At 71.5% G+C, this 12767-nt stretch carries 13 protein-coding genes; 11 read left to right on the forward strand and 2 right to left on the reverse strand.

The window, feature by feature from the left end:
- Nucleotides 1-364 precede the first annotated feature (364 nt).
- From GT030_RS35535 to GT030_RS08370, 3 genes are all read left to right on the forward strand, one after another.
- Nucleotides 365-1207 carry a hypothetical protein gene (locus GT030_RS35535; protein WP_237522268.1) on the forward strand — a complete coding sequence of 281 codons (843 nt, stop codon included), beginning with the start codon at nucleotides 365-367 and terminating at the stop codon, nucleotides 1205-1207.
- A 71-nt stretch (nucleotides 1208-1278) separates the two neighbouring features.
- The gene (locus tag GT030_RS08365) at nucleotides 1279-2574 is read left to right on the forward strand and encodes a methyltransferase domain-containing protein (protein ID WP_161200543.1); all 1296 of its coding nucleotides are present in this window, start codon (nucleotides 1279-1281) and stop codon (nucleotides 2572-2574) included.
- Entirely contained in the window at nucleotides 2571-3539 is a 969-nt protein-coding gene (locus GT030_RS08370; protein WP_161200544.1) for a hypothetical protein, read from the forward strand. The genes GT030_RS08365 and GT030_RS08370 overlap by 4 nt, the downstream gene beginning before the upstream one ends.
- On the opposite strand, the gene GT030_RS08375 is transcribed toward GT030_RS08370, so the two are convergent.
- Nucleotides 3472-4458: a helix-turn-helix domain-containing protein gene (locus GT030_RS08375; protein WP_161200545.1), complete on the reverse strand. Its 987-nt coding sequence runs from the start codon at nucleotides 4456-4458 to the stop codon at nucleotides 3472-3474. The genes GT030_RS08370 and GT030_RS08375 overlap by 68 nt on opposite strands.
- A 141-nt stretch (nucleotides 4459-4599) precedes the next feature.
- Here GT030_RS08375 and GT030_RS08380 point away from each other — a divergent pair, with 141 nt between their 5' ends.
- The 5 genes from GT030_RS08380 (at nucleotide 4600) to GT030_RS08400 (ending at nucleotide 9309) form a co-directional block, all read left to right on the forward strand.
- Nucleotides 4600-5001 carry a hypothetical protein gene (locus tag GT030_RS08380; protein WP_161200546.1) on the forward strand — a complete coding sequence of 134 codons (402 nt, stop codon included), beginning with the start codon at nucleotides 4600-4602 and terminating at the stop codon, nucleotides 4999-5001.
- Nucleotides 5002-5035: 34 nt separating this feature from the next.
- Complete coding sequence (locus GT030_RS08385) at nucleotides 5036-5473, forward strand: hypothetical protein (protein WP_346009593.1); 438 nt, start codon at nucleotides 5036-5038, stop codon at nucleotides 5471-5473.
- 56 nt (nucleotides 5474-5529) lie between these two features.
- Complete coding sequence (locus GT030_RS08390) at nucleotides 5530-6270, forward strand: D-Ala-D-Ala carboxypeptidase family metallohydrolase (protein WP_161200547.1); 741 nt, start codon at nucleotides 5530-5532, stop codon at nucleotides 6268-6270.
- 95 nt (nucleotides 6271-6365) lie between these two features.
- Complete coding sequence (locus tag GT030_RS08395; protein WP_237522267.1) at nucleotides 6366-8480, forward strand: discoidin domain-containing protein; 2115 nt, start codon at nucleotides 6366-6368, stop codon at nucleotides 8478-8480.
- Nucleotides 8481-8529: 49 nt separating this feature from the next.
- Nucleotides 8530-9309, forward strand: a complete 780-nt coding sequence (locus GT030_RS08400; RefSeq protein WP_161200552.1) for an SAM-dependent methyltransferase — start codon at nucleotides 8530-8532, stop codon at nucleotides 9307-9309.
- A 2-nt stretch (nucleotides 9310-9311) separates the two neighbouring features.
- Here GT030_RS08400 and GT030_RS08405 read toward each other — a convergent pair whose 3' ends face one another.
- Nucleotides 9312-10094: a CDP-alcohol phosphatidyltransferase family protein gene (locus GT030_RS08405; RefSeq protein ID WP_161200548.1), complete on the reverse strand. Its 783-nt coding sequence runs from the start codon at nucleotides 10092-10094 to the stop codon at nucleotides 9312-9314.
- 107 nt (nucleotides 10095-10201) lie between these two features.
- On the opposite strand from GT030_RS08405, the gene GT030_RS08410 reads away from it, so the two are divergent.
- From GT030_RS08410 to GT030_RS08420, 3 genes are all read left to right on the forward strand, one after another.
- Complete coding sequence (locus GT030_RS08410; RefSeq protein WP_161200549.1) at nucleotides 10202-11185, forward strand: zinc-binding alcohol dehydrogenase; 984 nt, start codon at nucleotides 10202-10204, stop codon at nucleotides 11183-11185.
- Nucleotides 11186-11301: 116 nt separating this feature from the next.
- Entirely contained in the window at nucleotides 11302-11700 is a 399-nt protein-coding gene (locus tag GT030_RS08415) for a 6-carboxytetrahydropterin synthase (protein ID WP_086689971.1), read from the forward strand.
- Nucleotides 11697-12767, forward strand: a 1071-nt coding sequence (locus GT030_RS08420) for a glycosyltransferase family 4 protein (RefSeq protein ID WP_161200550.1), incomplete at its 3' end; no start/stop codon positions are given. The genes GT030_RS08415 and GT030_RS08420, both read left to right, overlap by 4 nt.

A 12767-nucleotide genomic window follows, 5' to 3' on the forward strand; every position in this document is an offset into this window, starting at 1 on the left:
CGTGGGATCGCCGGTCGCGGTCAGCGCGTCCCGGTACGCAGCCAAGGCCCGGCGCACCCCGACGGACAGGTTCACCGCCGTCGGCCGGGCACTTACCCCGGACGTGGTGGCCTACCTGCTGAGTCAGCAGCGTGCCTCGGACGACAGCACCAATGGGGGCTGGTCGGTCCGCACGACGAACGGCTTCCCGATCGCGGAGGCCACGTCGTGGGTGGTGCGCGCGCTCAGCAGGCCGGGCACCGGGGTGCTGGGCGGCGAGGCGCTGGCGCGCGGGGCGGAATGGCTCCGGGCCAACCAGAACGTCGACTTCGGCTGGGGCTCGTATCTCGGGCAGCCCTCCCGCGTCTTCCACACCGCGCTGAACATGCTGGCGCTCCAGGAGAGCGGCGCGGGGGCGGACTCGCTGGCCGGGGCGCAGCGCTGGCTCATCGACGGGCAGAACGCCCGAACCCCCGCCTGGGGTCCCACCCCCGGCGCGGAGCCCACGATGCTGCACACCAGCATCGCCCTGCTGGCCCTGTCCCGGACCCCCGGAGCGCTCAGCGCCAACACCATGCGCCAGACCGCGGAGTGGCTGCTGGAGCGGATCGAGCCGGGCATCCACGTCGAGCGCAGCACAACGGTGGAGGAGTACGACGTCCCCTACGCGGACGGCGACATCCAGGCCGTCTTCCAGAACTCCCTGCCCCATTTCGCCGGACCGCTGGCCCTCTCCGCGATCCTCTCGACCGGGGTGGTCGACCCCTTGCAGCAGAAGGTGTTCGACTCGGTCAACGCGATCATGGACACCCAGCTCGAAGGAGGCCACTGGGAACTGCCGCGCAGCCCCATGAGACCGTCGGTGTGGGCGCTGTGGCCCTTCGTCTCGGCTCTGTCCTCGGCACGCTCGGCCATTCTTTCCACGCCCCGAGCCAAAGCGGCCCTGCTCTTCCCCGGCTGTGCCATCGTCCAGAGCGAGGACGTGGCCCAGGACCTGACGAGACGGCTGCTGATCCAGAACGCGTTGTTCGACTGGATCAGAAGCCGCAGGGTCGTGCTCGCCCTCTGGCTCGTCGCGGCCGTGACGACCGGCGTCCCCGTGACCCTGCTCCTCGCGGGCAGGTTCTCGGTGAAGGACTTTCTCACCGCCCTGATTTTCCCGGTGCTGCTCATGGTCTTCCAGGTCATCTGGGAGCGGCGGGCCGCGCGTGCGGGAGCGGGCGGGTGAGTGCCGGCACGCGCCGCGGGTCACGGGCGGGACTTGCCCTCCAAACGGCCGGGGAGCGCGCAGCCTGTGAGATGTGCGACGAGGTCAGCGCGTTCGGGGCGCACGCCACCGGAAGCTTCGTTCCGGAGCGGGCGCCGCGGGGCGGCCTGCGCGTGCGGCGCCGGGGCTTCTCGCGCCTGATCCGGCGTACCGGCGCGGTCGACGTGCTGGCCGGGCTCGGCGCACTGCTGCCGGGATACGCGCTGATCGTGCCGCACCGGCACACCGCTAGCCTCGGCGAACTGCCGGTCGGGGAACTGGCAGAGGCGCTCTCCGTCGCGTGGCAGTACGCCGCCCTGATCGAGAAGGAACTCGGCCACGCCACCGTCCTGGTGGAGCACGGCTCCTCCGGTGCGACCGACAGCGGAGGCGGGTCCTGCATCGTACATTCGCACCTCCATATATTTCCGCTCCTCAACGCTGCGCATTCTGCCCGCTTCGTGGCGCCGGGAAGTCGGAAAAGCTCCGAGTTCGCCGATGTCGTTGACACCGCGCGGCGCGGGGAAAACTATTATTTCTGCACATGGAAACGTGACGAGGTGTACCTGTTGGCCGATCCTGATCTCCCCTCGCAGTTCGCGCGCCGCGTCTGGTCGGAAACGCTGGAGCTGCCCCACCTGTGGGACTGGGCGGCCTTCCCCTTTCTCGATCACTGCGCCGACACGGCACGGCGGCTGGGCGGCTCGGCGGATTCCCCCGAGGAGCAGCAGATGCGCGAGACTCTCTTCGCCTACGGGGCGGCGGCCGCCGGTTACGCGGAGCGGACCCGGCGCTTCGCCGCCGGGTCGTCGATGCCGCAGGACATCGTCGCGTTCGCCCGCTCGCACGAGGGGCCCCTGCTCGACGCGGGCTCGGGGGCCGGACGCGACGCGGCTGCCTTCGCGGACGCGGGCAAGGACGTGATCGCCCTGGACGCCTGCCTGCCCCTGCTCGACCTGGCACCGGCCCGCCCCGGGGTCCGCAAGGTGAGCGGTGATGTGCGAGCCCTGCCGCTGGCCGGTGAGTCGATGGGCAGCGTCTGGTGCTCGGCGGTGCTTCTCCATCTGCCGCCGGCGCAATTACTCAGGGCGCTGGCCGAATTCCATCGCGTACTCCGCCCCGGAGGTGTCGCGCACATCTCGGTCAAGGAAGGCGAGGGGCACGCCTCTTTGCCCATAGGGGCGGACAGTGTATTTCTCCGGCATTTCTTCTATTACCGTATCGACGATCTGGTCACGCTCGCCCGGCGGGCGCGGTTCGAGGTCGTGCGGTCCTGGGTCGAGGAGGAGCAGGATTCCTCCGAGGACATGCAGCGCTGGGTAAAATTCTGGCTGAGGAAGACGGGGTGATTCCGTCCCCCGCTCCGGCCGGCCGCGCGCCGTTGCTGCCCCATCTGCACCTCCACCTCGAACCCGAGGAGCGCAAAAGGCGCGAACTCGGCATGCCGGGGCGGAACTTCGGCGACCGTCACCAGTTCTTCGAGGCGCACCGGGTGGACCGGGCGGACGCCGTCCCGGTCACGGTCCGGGACCTTCGGCGCTTCCTCGCCGACGTCCACACCGAGCAGCGTGAACAGGGCGTCGCTCACGCCGAGTTGCGTCTCTCACCGCGCCGCTTCCTGCGGGACGGCATGACCTGGCAGGAGTTCACCGACACCGTCCAGGGCTGCCTGGCCCCCCTGCGCGACCCGGTAATGCGGGCCGTCCTGCTCGTCAACCGGAACAGCCCCGCACCGTTTCTCGCCATGGTCACCGAGCGGATCGCCGAACTGCCACCGGTGTTCACAGGCGTGGACCTCGCGGGCGACGAGATCCAGCACACCGACGTGCGGCCCGCCGTGCCCCTCTTCCGCGCCGCGGCCGACTCCGGGCTCGGACGGACCGTCCACGCAGGGGAGTTCGGTCCCGAGGAGCACATCTGGCGGGCGCTCGACGTACTGGGTGCCCAGCGCATCGGCCACGGGGTGTCGGCAGCCGCCGGCTCCGCCCTGCTGCGGCGGATGGCGCGGGACGGAATCCTGCTGGAGGTCTCCCTGACCTCCAATGTGGCCCTGGGGGCAGTCCCGGGACCGGCCGCTCACCCGCTGCCCGCCTTCCTGGAGGCGGGAGTTCCCGTCGCGTTCAACTCCGATGTACCGCTGCACACCGGGCGAACCCTGGTGGATGAACTCCGGCTCGCCTCGGATGCGTTGGGGGCTGCTCCCGAGGTGATCCGGGATCTCCAGTCGCGGGCAGCCCGGCACTGCTTCACCCGTCACCCTCCCGCACGTTCCGGCTCAGCATCGTCGCCCCCAGCAGGGTCAGCGTGTGGATGACGGAGTTTCCGTGGCGGTGGCTGGTGATGAGGCCGGCGTCTCTCAGGGCGGTGGTGTGGTGGGTGGCGGTGGCGGGGGTGACGCCGGCGCGGTGGGCGGCTTCGGTGGTGGTGGCGCCGGCGGCGGTCGCGCGGAGGACAGTTGCTCTCGCCCGGCCCAGGAGGATCTCCAGGGAGGGTGAGCCTGCCGTCGGGCGGGGCGGCTCGTGGTGGAGGGAGTAGGCGAGGACCGGGGGGAGGGCGGGGTCGGCCAGGGAGACCGGGCCCTTCCAGCAGAAGTAGGAGGGGATCAGCAGCAGGCCCCGGCCCTGGAGGCGGATGTCGTGCTCCGTCGGGTACGTGCCGATCTCCAGCCGGGGGTGCTGCCAGCGCACCGCCGGGCCGAGGCCGCCCAGGAGGCCCTCGGTGCCGCCGTCGAGCGAGTGCCGGGCCAGCCGGACGCGCTCGGTGTGCACGCCCTCGTGCATCCACTCCTCGTGCGGCTCGATCACCGCGCGGTGGTAGGCCCGCAGGACGCTCACCAGCTCGGTGCGCGGCTCCTTCTCAGGCAGCCGGGCGAGGTGCGGGGGTACGCGTCTTATCCGCGCCAGCGCCGCCAGTTCCGCCGTCACCCGGGCCGGGGGTGTCGACAGGATCGCCTTCAGCCCCGCCTCCAGGCCGGCGGTGCCCTCCAGCGGGGTGAGGAAGTCCGGCCAGTACGACGCGCGTGGATACAGCGGGAGCAGGAACTGCCGTACCGCGCTCTCCAGTCCCGCCTCCCGTAACCGCTCGCGGGCCGTGCGGTACCAGTGCGCGTAGGCCCAGCGGCCGGCCGGTGTCTGGAAACGGTGGAGGCTCGCGGCGATCTCCCACAGGGCGTGCGGAGCGGGGGCGACCCGTGTCCTGGCCAGATCCTCCGCCGAGAAATGGAAGCGAAGCAAGCTCAACACCCTTTCCACCGGCGTTATTTGACGCTGTTCGAATGAGCATGACAGCCGAAAGCGCACACCGGAGCATGAACTCGCTCCGCCGCACCGATCTCCGAGGCACCACCCGTACCTTCCGCACACCGAAGGAACCCGATGGCGAAGATCCTCACCCACCCGGCCGCAGCGGCGGCCCTGCTCGCGGCCCTCGCCGTCTCGGCGCCCGCCACCGCGTCGGCCGCCCCCGCCAGCGCCTCTTCGGCGGCCACCAGTTGCTACGGCGGTGCCGTCACCGTCAGCTACGGCGACGCCGTCGAGTTCGGCCCCTACACCACGACGTCCCGCTGCACCGACATCAACCTCCGCATGGTCGGCGGTGACGCCGAGTTCGTCTGGGCCTGCGTGAAGTTCACCCGCGTCGGCGAGTGCAACTACTGGACCAAGGTCGGCCGGAGCTGGAAGACCATCGCGACCGACGTCAAGGACGGCAGCAAGTTCACCGTGCCCCTCGGCGTCGACCTCGAAGGCTCCTCCGCGCACGTCCAGATCGCCTTCTGACACCCGTAAGGGCCCCCGGACAAGGGCCCCTCAAGTGATCGGACCCACCATGACCCGCACCCGGAGAACCGCGGCCGTCCTCGCCGCCACCACCGCGCTGCTCGCCGCCGGCGCCACCGCCCCGGCCGTCGCCCAGCCCGAGAAGGCCGCCGCCGCCACCTCCTGCTACGGCGGCGCCAAGTCCCTCACCTACCACTACTCCACCGCCGCGGTCGAGTACGGCACCTACACGACCACCTCGCGCTGCTCCGACATCAACATCAAGCTCAGCAGCTCGGCCACCGGCTTCCTGGACGCCTGCGTCGTCTTCGTGGACCACACCACGCTGTGCAACCACGACAACACCTACTCCACGTTCGGCCCCCAGTGGGCGACCGTCGCCACCGACGTCAAGGACGGCACCCGCTTCAAGCTCCGCGTGCACGCCTACGACACCGACGCCCAGAACGTCCCGTTCCAGCTCGCCTTCTGACCGCGGACGCCTTCCGGCCGCAGACGCATCTGACCGCAGACCCCAGGGAGTTCACCATGACCTTCTCTCCGAACCGCCGCACCGTCCTGCGCGGCACCCTCGCCGCCACCGCGGGCGTCTTCGCCGGACCCGTCCTGCTCTCGGGCAGCGCGCAGGCGTACAACTGGACGCGGACCATGAACCAGGGCGCCACCGGCGCCGACGTGACCGAGCTGCAGATCCGGGTGGCCGGCTGGGCTGCGGACTCCGCCTCGCAGTCGCGGGTGAGCATCGACGGCGACTTCGGTCCCGGCACGGCCGCCGCGGTGCGCCGCTTCCAGGCCGCGTACGGACTCTCGGCCGACGGCAGCGCCGGGCCCGCCACCCAGGCGCAGCTCAACGCCCTCGAGCAGTCGGACGGTTCAACCGCGCACTTCAACTGGAGTGAGTTCTACGACCGTTCGAGCGGCAACTTCAACGGTGGCAAGGTGAGCGCGGCCGCCGTCAAGGAGAACGCCCGCCGGGCCATGTACAAGCTGGAGGCGCTGCGCAAGAAGCTCGGCAACGTGCCGATCACCGTCAACTCCGGCTTCCGCAGCATCGCGCACAACGCCGAGATCGGCGGCGCCAGCGACAGCATGCACCTCTACGGCACCGCGGCCGACCTCGACGTGCCCGGCGTCGCCAACCGCACCGTCTACCAGAAGGCCGAGACCTGCGGCTTCTCCGGTCTGGAGCGGTACGACGTCGACCACCAGCACGTCGACAGCCGCGCCGACCTCGGCCGCTCCTGGTGGTGGGAGAGCGGCACCATCTGACCCGCCGCAGCCCTGGGGCCGGGGACCGCACGAGGTCCCCGGCCTCCGCCCGTCCCCACCCGGAACCGCCCCCACCCGGAAGGCCACACACCCCCATGCCCCGCATACCCCTGGCCCGCGCGGCCCTCGCCGGCCTCGGCACCCTGGCCGTGATCGCCGCCGCCGTACAGCCCGTCAGTGCCGCGCCCCGCGCCGAGAGAGCCGAGGGCCCCGTCGCCCACGCCTTCAGCAGCGCCGCGGCCGAGTACGGCGTCCCGCGCGACCTCCTGATCGCCCTCGGCTACAGCGAGACCCACCTCGACGGCCACCACGGCCTGCCCAGCCAGGCGGGCGGCTACGGCGTGATGCACCTGGTCAGCAACCCCGACCAGCACACCCTGGAGCTGGCGTCCCGGCTCACCGGCGACACCGCCCGCGAACTGCGCACCGACACCGCCGCCAACATCCGGGGCGGCGCCGCCGTCCTGCGCTCCTACGCCGCCAACCCCGCCGCCGTCACCGCCTCCGGCAGCGAGAACGCCGGCACCGCCGCCGCGCTCGCCTTCGACGGCAACGGCACCACCCGCTGGTCCAGCAACTTCGCCGACGACGCCTGGATTCGCGTCGACCTCGGCAGCACGATCCGCGTCGACCGCGTGGTCCTCGACTGGGAGGCCGCGTACGGCAAGAGATACGTGCTGGAGGTCTCCCGCAACGGCACCGACTGGACGCCGTTCTACACCGAGACCGCGGGCACCGGCGGCTCCGTCACCGCGCACACCTACCCGCAGGAGGTGACCGGCCGCTACGTCCGCCTGCGCGGCCTCGAACGGGCCACGCCGTACGGGTACTCGCTGTACTCGTTCAAGGTCTACGGGGGTGAGCCAGCGGCCGCCTCCAGCACCCGCACCAACCTCGCGCTCAACCACCCCGCGTACTCCAATCTCTATCAGCACGCGGGCAATTCACCGGCGTTCGTCACCGACGGCGGCTGGCCCGCGAACCTCAAGGGCGACAGCACCCGCTGGTCCAGCGACTGGAACGCCGACCGGTGGGTCTCCGTCGACCTCGGCGCGACCTCCACCATCTCCTCCGTCGACCTGTACTGGGAGTCGGCCTACGCCGTCGACTACCTGCTCCAGGTCTCCGACGACAACCGCACCTGGCGCACCGTGTACCAGCCGTCCGCCGCCGAGGTCTCCGCCCGCCGCGCCAACGTGCAGGCGCCCGGCGACGCGGCCGGACTGCACGACACGGTCACCCTCCCCGCCCCGGCCACCGGCCGCTACGTCCGCATGCTCGGCAAGGAGCGCCGCTCCTTCTACAACCCGGCGCCCTCCACCGCGCAATTCGGCTACTCCCTCTACGAGTTCCAGGTCTGGGGCACCGGCGGCAGCGCCTCGGCGTCCTACCCGGCGCTGCCCGGCGAACAGTCCGGCACCTACCAGACGACGTTCTTCGACGACTTCACCGGCACGGCCCTCGACCGCTCGAAGTGGCGCGTGGTGCGCACCGGTTCCGAGATGGGGCCGGTCAACGGCGAGTCCCAGGCGTACGTCGACTCGGCGGACAACATCCGCACCGAGAACGGCGAGCTGATCCTCCGCGCGAAGTACTGCAAGGGCTGCACCAAGGCGGGCGGCGGCACCTACGACTTCACCTCCGGCCGCATCGACACCAACACCAAGTTCGACTTCAGCTACGGCAAGGTGAGCGCCCGGATGAAGCTGCCGGTCGGTGACGGGTTCTGGCCCGCCTTCTGGCTGCTGGGCAGCAACGTGGACGACCCGTCCGTCTCCTGGCCCGCCTCCGGCGAGACCGACATCATGGAGAACATCGGCTACGGCGACTGGACCAGCTCCGCGCTGCACGGGCCCGGTTACTCGGCGGACGGCAACATCGGCGCCCGCCAGACCTATCCGAACGGCGGCCGCGCCGACCAGTGGCACACCTACGCCGTGGAGTGGACGCCGACCGCGATGCGGTTCTACGTCGACGACCGCCTCGTCCAGGAGACGACCCGCAACAAGCTGGAATCGACGCGGGGGCAGTGGGTGTTCGACCACAACCAGTACGTCATCCTGAACCTGGCCCTGGGTGGCGCCTACCCGGCCGGCTGGAACCAGGTCACCTCGCCGTACTGGGGGCTGCCGCAGTCCAGCGTGGACCGGATCGCCGGCGGGGGAGTGCAGGCGGAGGTGGACTGGGTGCGCGTGGAACAGAAGCGGTAGCCGTGCGGCGGATACTCTTCCGGCGCAGGCCGGTTCCGTGACCCCGCGCATGGAGGAGTGTCCCGTGCACATCGACACCAGCAAGCCCCATCCCGCCCGCGTCTACGACTGGCTGCTGGGCGGGAAGGACAACTACCCGGTCGACCAGCAGGTGGGCGAGACGCTGCCCGAGCAGTCCCGGCGCAGCGCCGCCCGCAACCGGGAGTTCATGCACCGCGCCGCCGCATGGCTGGCGGCGCGGGGCATCGACCAGTTCCTCGACATCGGTACCGGCATCCCCACCGAGCCGAACCTGCACCAGATCGTCCAGGCGATCCGCCCGGCGTCCCGCGTCGTCTACGTCGACAACGACCCCATCGTGCTGCGGCACGCGGAGGCACTCCTGGTCAGCACCCCGGAGGGCGCGACCGACTACATCCACGCCGACGTACGCCACCCGGAAGCGATCCTCGCCCACGCGCGAGAACGCCTGAACTTCGACCGCCCCATAGCCCTCTCCCTCATCGCCCTGATGCACTTCCTCCCCGACACCGAGAACCCCTACGCCCTGACCCGCACCCTCCTGTCGGCCCTCCCCTCCGGCAGCTACCTGGTCCTCTCCCACGGCACCGCCGACCAACACCCGGAGCTCCGCCAACAGGTGGAGGACGCCTACAAGAAGGGCACGATCCCCCTCCGCATGCGCACCCGAGCTGAGGTGGAGCCGTTCTTCGCCGGCCTCGACCTGGTCGATCCCGGCCTGGTGTTCGCGACGGAGTGGTACCAGGAGGGGCCGGCGCCGGAGCAGGAGCGGAGCGGGTTCTATGTGGGGGTGGGGCGGGTGGCCTGAGGTCAACGCACCGCCAGCTCAAGCTCCAGCACCGTCGGCTGGGCGTGTGAGGTCTCCTGGAGGCGGGCTTCCGTCGCGCGGCCGTGCCGCCACAGCCACGCCACGTCCCGGCCGAAGGACCACACCAGGGAGCTCAGGGCCAGCAGGACCACGGCGAGTTCGGCTGGGTGGGGGAGGAGGGAGGAGCCGGCTAGCAGGAGGGCTATGCCCTGGACGGCGGCGACGGTTTTGCGGGCGAAGGACGGGGGCAGGGGGGCGTTGAGCCAGGGGGCGAAGTGGGCGGCGGCCACGAAGGCGTAGCGCATCGCGCCGATGAGGAGGACCCAGGGGCCCAGAAGAGTGGAGACGTAGACGCTGAGGACCAGGATGAGGAACGCGTCCACCTCCATGTCGAAGCGGGCGCCCAGCGCGCTGCAGGTGCCGGTGCGGCGGGCGACCTTGCCGTCGAGGCCGTCCAGGAGGAGGGCGACGGCCGTGAGGCCGACCAGGAGGGTGACCGGCGGGGCGCTCTGGAAGGAGTCGGCGACCAGCGCGGTGACCCCGCCGACCAGGGTGGCCCGGCCGAGGGTGACCCGGTTCGCCGGGCCGAAGGAGCGCAGCGCGGAGCGGTGCAGGGCGCGCGAGAGCACCGCCCAGGTGGCGAACGCGAAGGCGAGCCCCGACAGCCAGCCGGCCACCCCCATGCCGATGGCCGGGCCGAGCAGGGCGAGCAGCAGGATCTGTACGCCCGCTCCCACGGCCGTCTCCTGCTGAAGCCTCGCGTCATACGTGTTGTTCAGGGCCACCGCGCATCCTCCGGCCGAGTGACAGAGTCGATCAAGGCCGCGTACTGTGCGCGGCCTGTGCCCTTCTCGGTACGTGAGCAAGTTCCCGATCGTTCAGGAGGATGCCGATGAACCCCGCCGCCCGCGCGTTCTGGCTCAGCTCACCCGGCCACGGTGAGCTTCGCGACGTCACCCTCCCGGAGCCCGGTGCGGACGAGGTCCTGGTGCGCGCTCTCTACTCCGGGGTCAGCCGCGGCACCGAGACCCTGGTGTTCCGCGGCGGTGTCCCGGAGAGCCAACACGACGTGATGCGGGCGCCGTTCCAGGAGGGCGACTTCCCGGCCCCGGTGAAGTACGGCTATCTGAGCGTCGGCGTGGCCGAGCGGGGCCCCGATGAGCTGATCGGCCGTACGGTCTTCTGCCTCCATCCGCACCAGAGCCGTTACGTCGTTCCGGTGAGCGCCGTGACCGTCGTGCCCGACCGGGTGCCCGCCGCGCGAGCCGTGCTCGCCGGGACCGTGGAGACCGCCGTGAACGCCCTGTGGGACGCGGCACCGCAGATCGGGGACCGGATCAGCGTGGTCGGCGGCGGCATGATCGGCTGCTCGGTCGCCGCCCTGCTCGCCCGCTTCCCCGGCATCCGCCTCCAGCTCGTCGACGCCGATCCCGCACGCGCCGAGACCGCCAAGGCCCTCGGCGTCGACTTCGCCACTCCCGGCGAGGCCACCGGCGAGCGTGACCTCGTCATCCACGCCAGCGCCACCGAACAGGGCCTCACCCGCGCCCTGGAACTCCTCGCCCCCGAGGGCACCGTCGTGGAGCTGAGCTGGTACGGCGACCGGCGCGTCACCCTGCCGCTGGGGGAAGCCTTCCACTCCCGCCGGCTCACCCTCCGCGCCAGCCAGGTCGGCAGGGTCTCCCCGGCCGCCCGCCCCGGCCGGGGTTACGCCGAGCGGATGACCCTCGCCCTGGACCTGCTCGCCGACCCGGCGCTGGACGCGCTCATCACCGGAGAGAGCGATTTCGGTGAACTCCCCGAGCTGATGCCCCGCCTGGCGAGCGGTGAGATCCCCGCCCTGTGCCACCGCATCCGCTATCCCGACCCGGCCTGACCTGAGAAAAGAGTGAGAGGGGGCTGAACACGGGGAACCGAAGAACCGTATTACCCCGCAACCCCCGGACGGGAACCTCCGGGGGACCAGACGCGCCGCACCTGGAGGGTCGTCCGTTGTTCAGCATCACCGTCCGCGATCACATCATGATCGCCCACAGCTTCCGCGGCGACGTGTTCGGACCCGCGCAGCGCTTGCACGGCGCCACGTTCCTGGTGGACGCGACCTTCCGCCGTGAGCAGTTGGACGAGGACAACATCGTGGTCGACATCGGCCTCGCCACGCGTGAACTCGGCTCCATCACCGCCGAGTTGAACTACCGCAACCTGGACGACGACCCCGAGTTCGCCGGGGTCAACACCTCCACCGAGTTCCTGGCGAAGGTCGTCGCCGACCGGCTCGCCGAGCGCATCGCCAAGGGGGCGCTCGGCGAGGGGGCGAAGGGCCTGTCCGCGCTCTCGGTGACCCTGCACGAGTCCCACATCGCCTGGGCGAGTTACGAGCGTGGCCTGTGAGCGACCTGACCGTGGACCGGGCCCGTCTCGCCTACGTGCCCGCTCAGCCCCGCGCCACCAAGAAGACCGAGCACACCGAGAACTTCGGGATCATCCCCATGTCGCTGCGCACCGTGCACTTCGTCATGCCGGGCGGCGTCGACGACCCGGCCGCGCCCAGTGGCGGCAACGCCTACGACCGCCGGGTCTGCCTCGACCTGCCCGGCTTCGGCTGGCAGGTCGTCCGGCACGCCGCCCCCGGTGCCTGGCCGGACCCGGACACCGACGCCCGCGAGTCGCTCGCCCGCACCCTCGCCCAGATGCCCGACGACACCGTGGTCCTGCTGGACGGCCTGGTCGCCTGCGGAGTGCCCGAGATCGTCGTCCCCGAGGCCGAACGGCTCCGGATCGCCGTCCTCGTCCACCTGCCGCTCGGCGACGAGACCGGCCTGGACCCGGCCGTGGCCGCCGACCTCGACGCCCGCGAACGCGCGGTGCTGCGCGCGGTGCCCGCCACCATCGCCACCAGCGACTGGGCCGTACGCCGTCTGGTCGCCCACCACGGCCTCGCTCCCGACCGCGTCCACCTCGCCGCCCCCGGCGCCGACATCGCGCCGCTGGCGCCCGGCACCGACGGCATCTCCCACCTGGTGTGCGTCGCCGCCGTCACCCCGCGCAAGGGCCAGCACCGCCTGGTCGAGGCCCTCGCGGCCGTACGGGACCTGCCCTGGACCTGCTCGCTGGTCGGCGGCCTCGGCACCGACCCCGAGTACGTCGCCACGCTGCGCGCCCAGATCGAGCGGTACGGCCTCGCCGACCGGCTGCACCTGACCGGTCCCCGCACCGGCGCCGACCTCGACGCCAGCTACGCCGCCGCCGACCTCATGGTGCTCACCTCCTACGCCGAGACCTACGGCATGGCGGTCACCGAGGCCCTCGCGCGCGGCATCCCGGTCATCGCCACCGACGTGGGCGGGCTGCCCGAGGCGGTCGGCCGCGCCCCCGACGGCGGCGTGCCCGGCATCCTCGTCCCGCCGGAGGACCCCGCCGCCATCGCCGCCGAACTGCGCGGCTGGTTCGGCGAGCCC

The sequence above is a fragment of the Streptomyces sp. SID1328 genome (genome assembly GCF_009865595.1).
GTDB lineage: Bacteria > Actinomycetota > Actinomycetes > Streptomycetales > Streptomycetaceae > Streptomyces > Streptomyces griseoluteus.

Bases quoted from the DNA above. Each gene is read 5' to 3' on its own strand.
- GT030_RS08400 (WP_161200552.1), top strand. From the start codon at position 8,530: ATGGAGGAGTGTCCCGTGCACATCGACACCAGCAAGCCCCATCCCGCC.
- GT030_RS08410 (WP_161200549.1), top strand. From the start codon at position 10,202: ATGAACCCCGCCGCCCGCGCGTTCTGGCTCAGCTCACCCGGCCACGGT.
- GT030_RS08365 (WP_161200543.1), top strand. From the start codon at position 1,279: ATGTGCGACGAGGTCAGCGCGTTCGGGGCGCACGCCACCGGAAGCTTC.
- GT030_RS08395 (WP_237522267.1), top strand. From the start codon at position 6,366: ATGCCCCGCATACCCCTGGCCCGCGCGGCCCTCGCCGGCCTCGGCACC.
- GT030_RS08380 (WP_161200546.1), top strand. From the start codon at position 4,600: ATGGCGAAGATCCTCACCCACCCGGCCGCAGCGGCGGCCCTGCTCGCG.
- GT030_RS08390 (WP_161200547.1), top strand. From the start codon at position 5,530: ATGACCTTCTCTCCGAACCGCCGCACCGTCCTGCGCGGCACCCTCGCC.
- GT030_RS35535 (WP_237522268.1), top strand. From the start codon at position 365: ATGCTGGCGCTCCAGGAGAGCGGCGCGGGGGCGGACTCGCTGGCCGGG.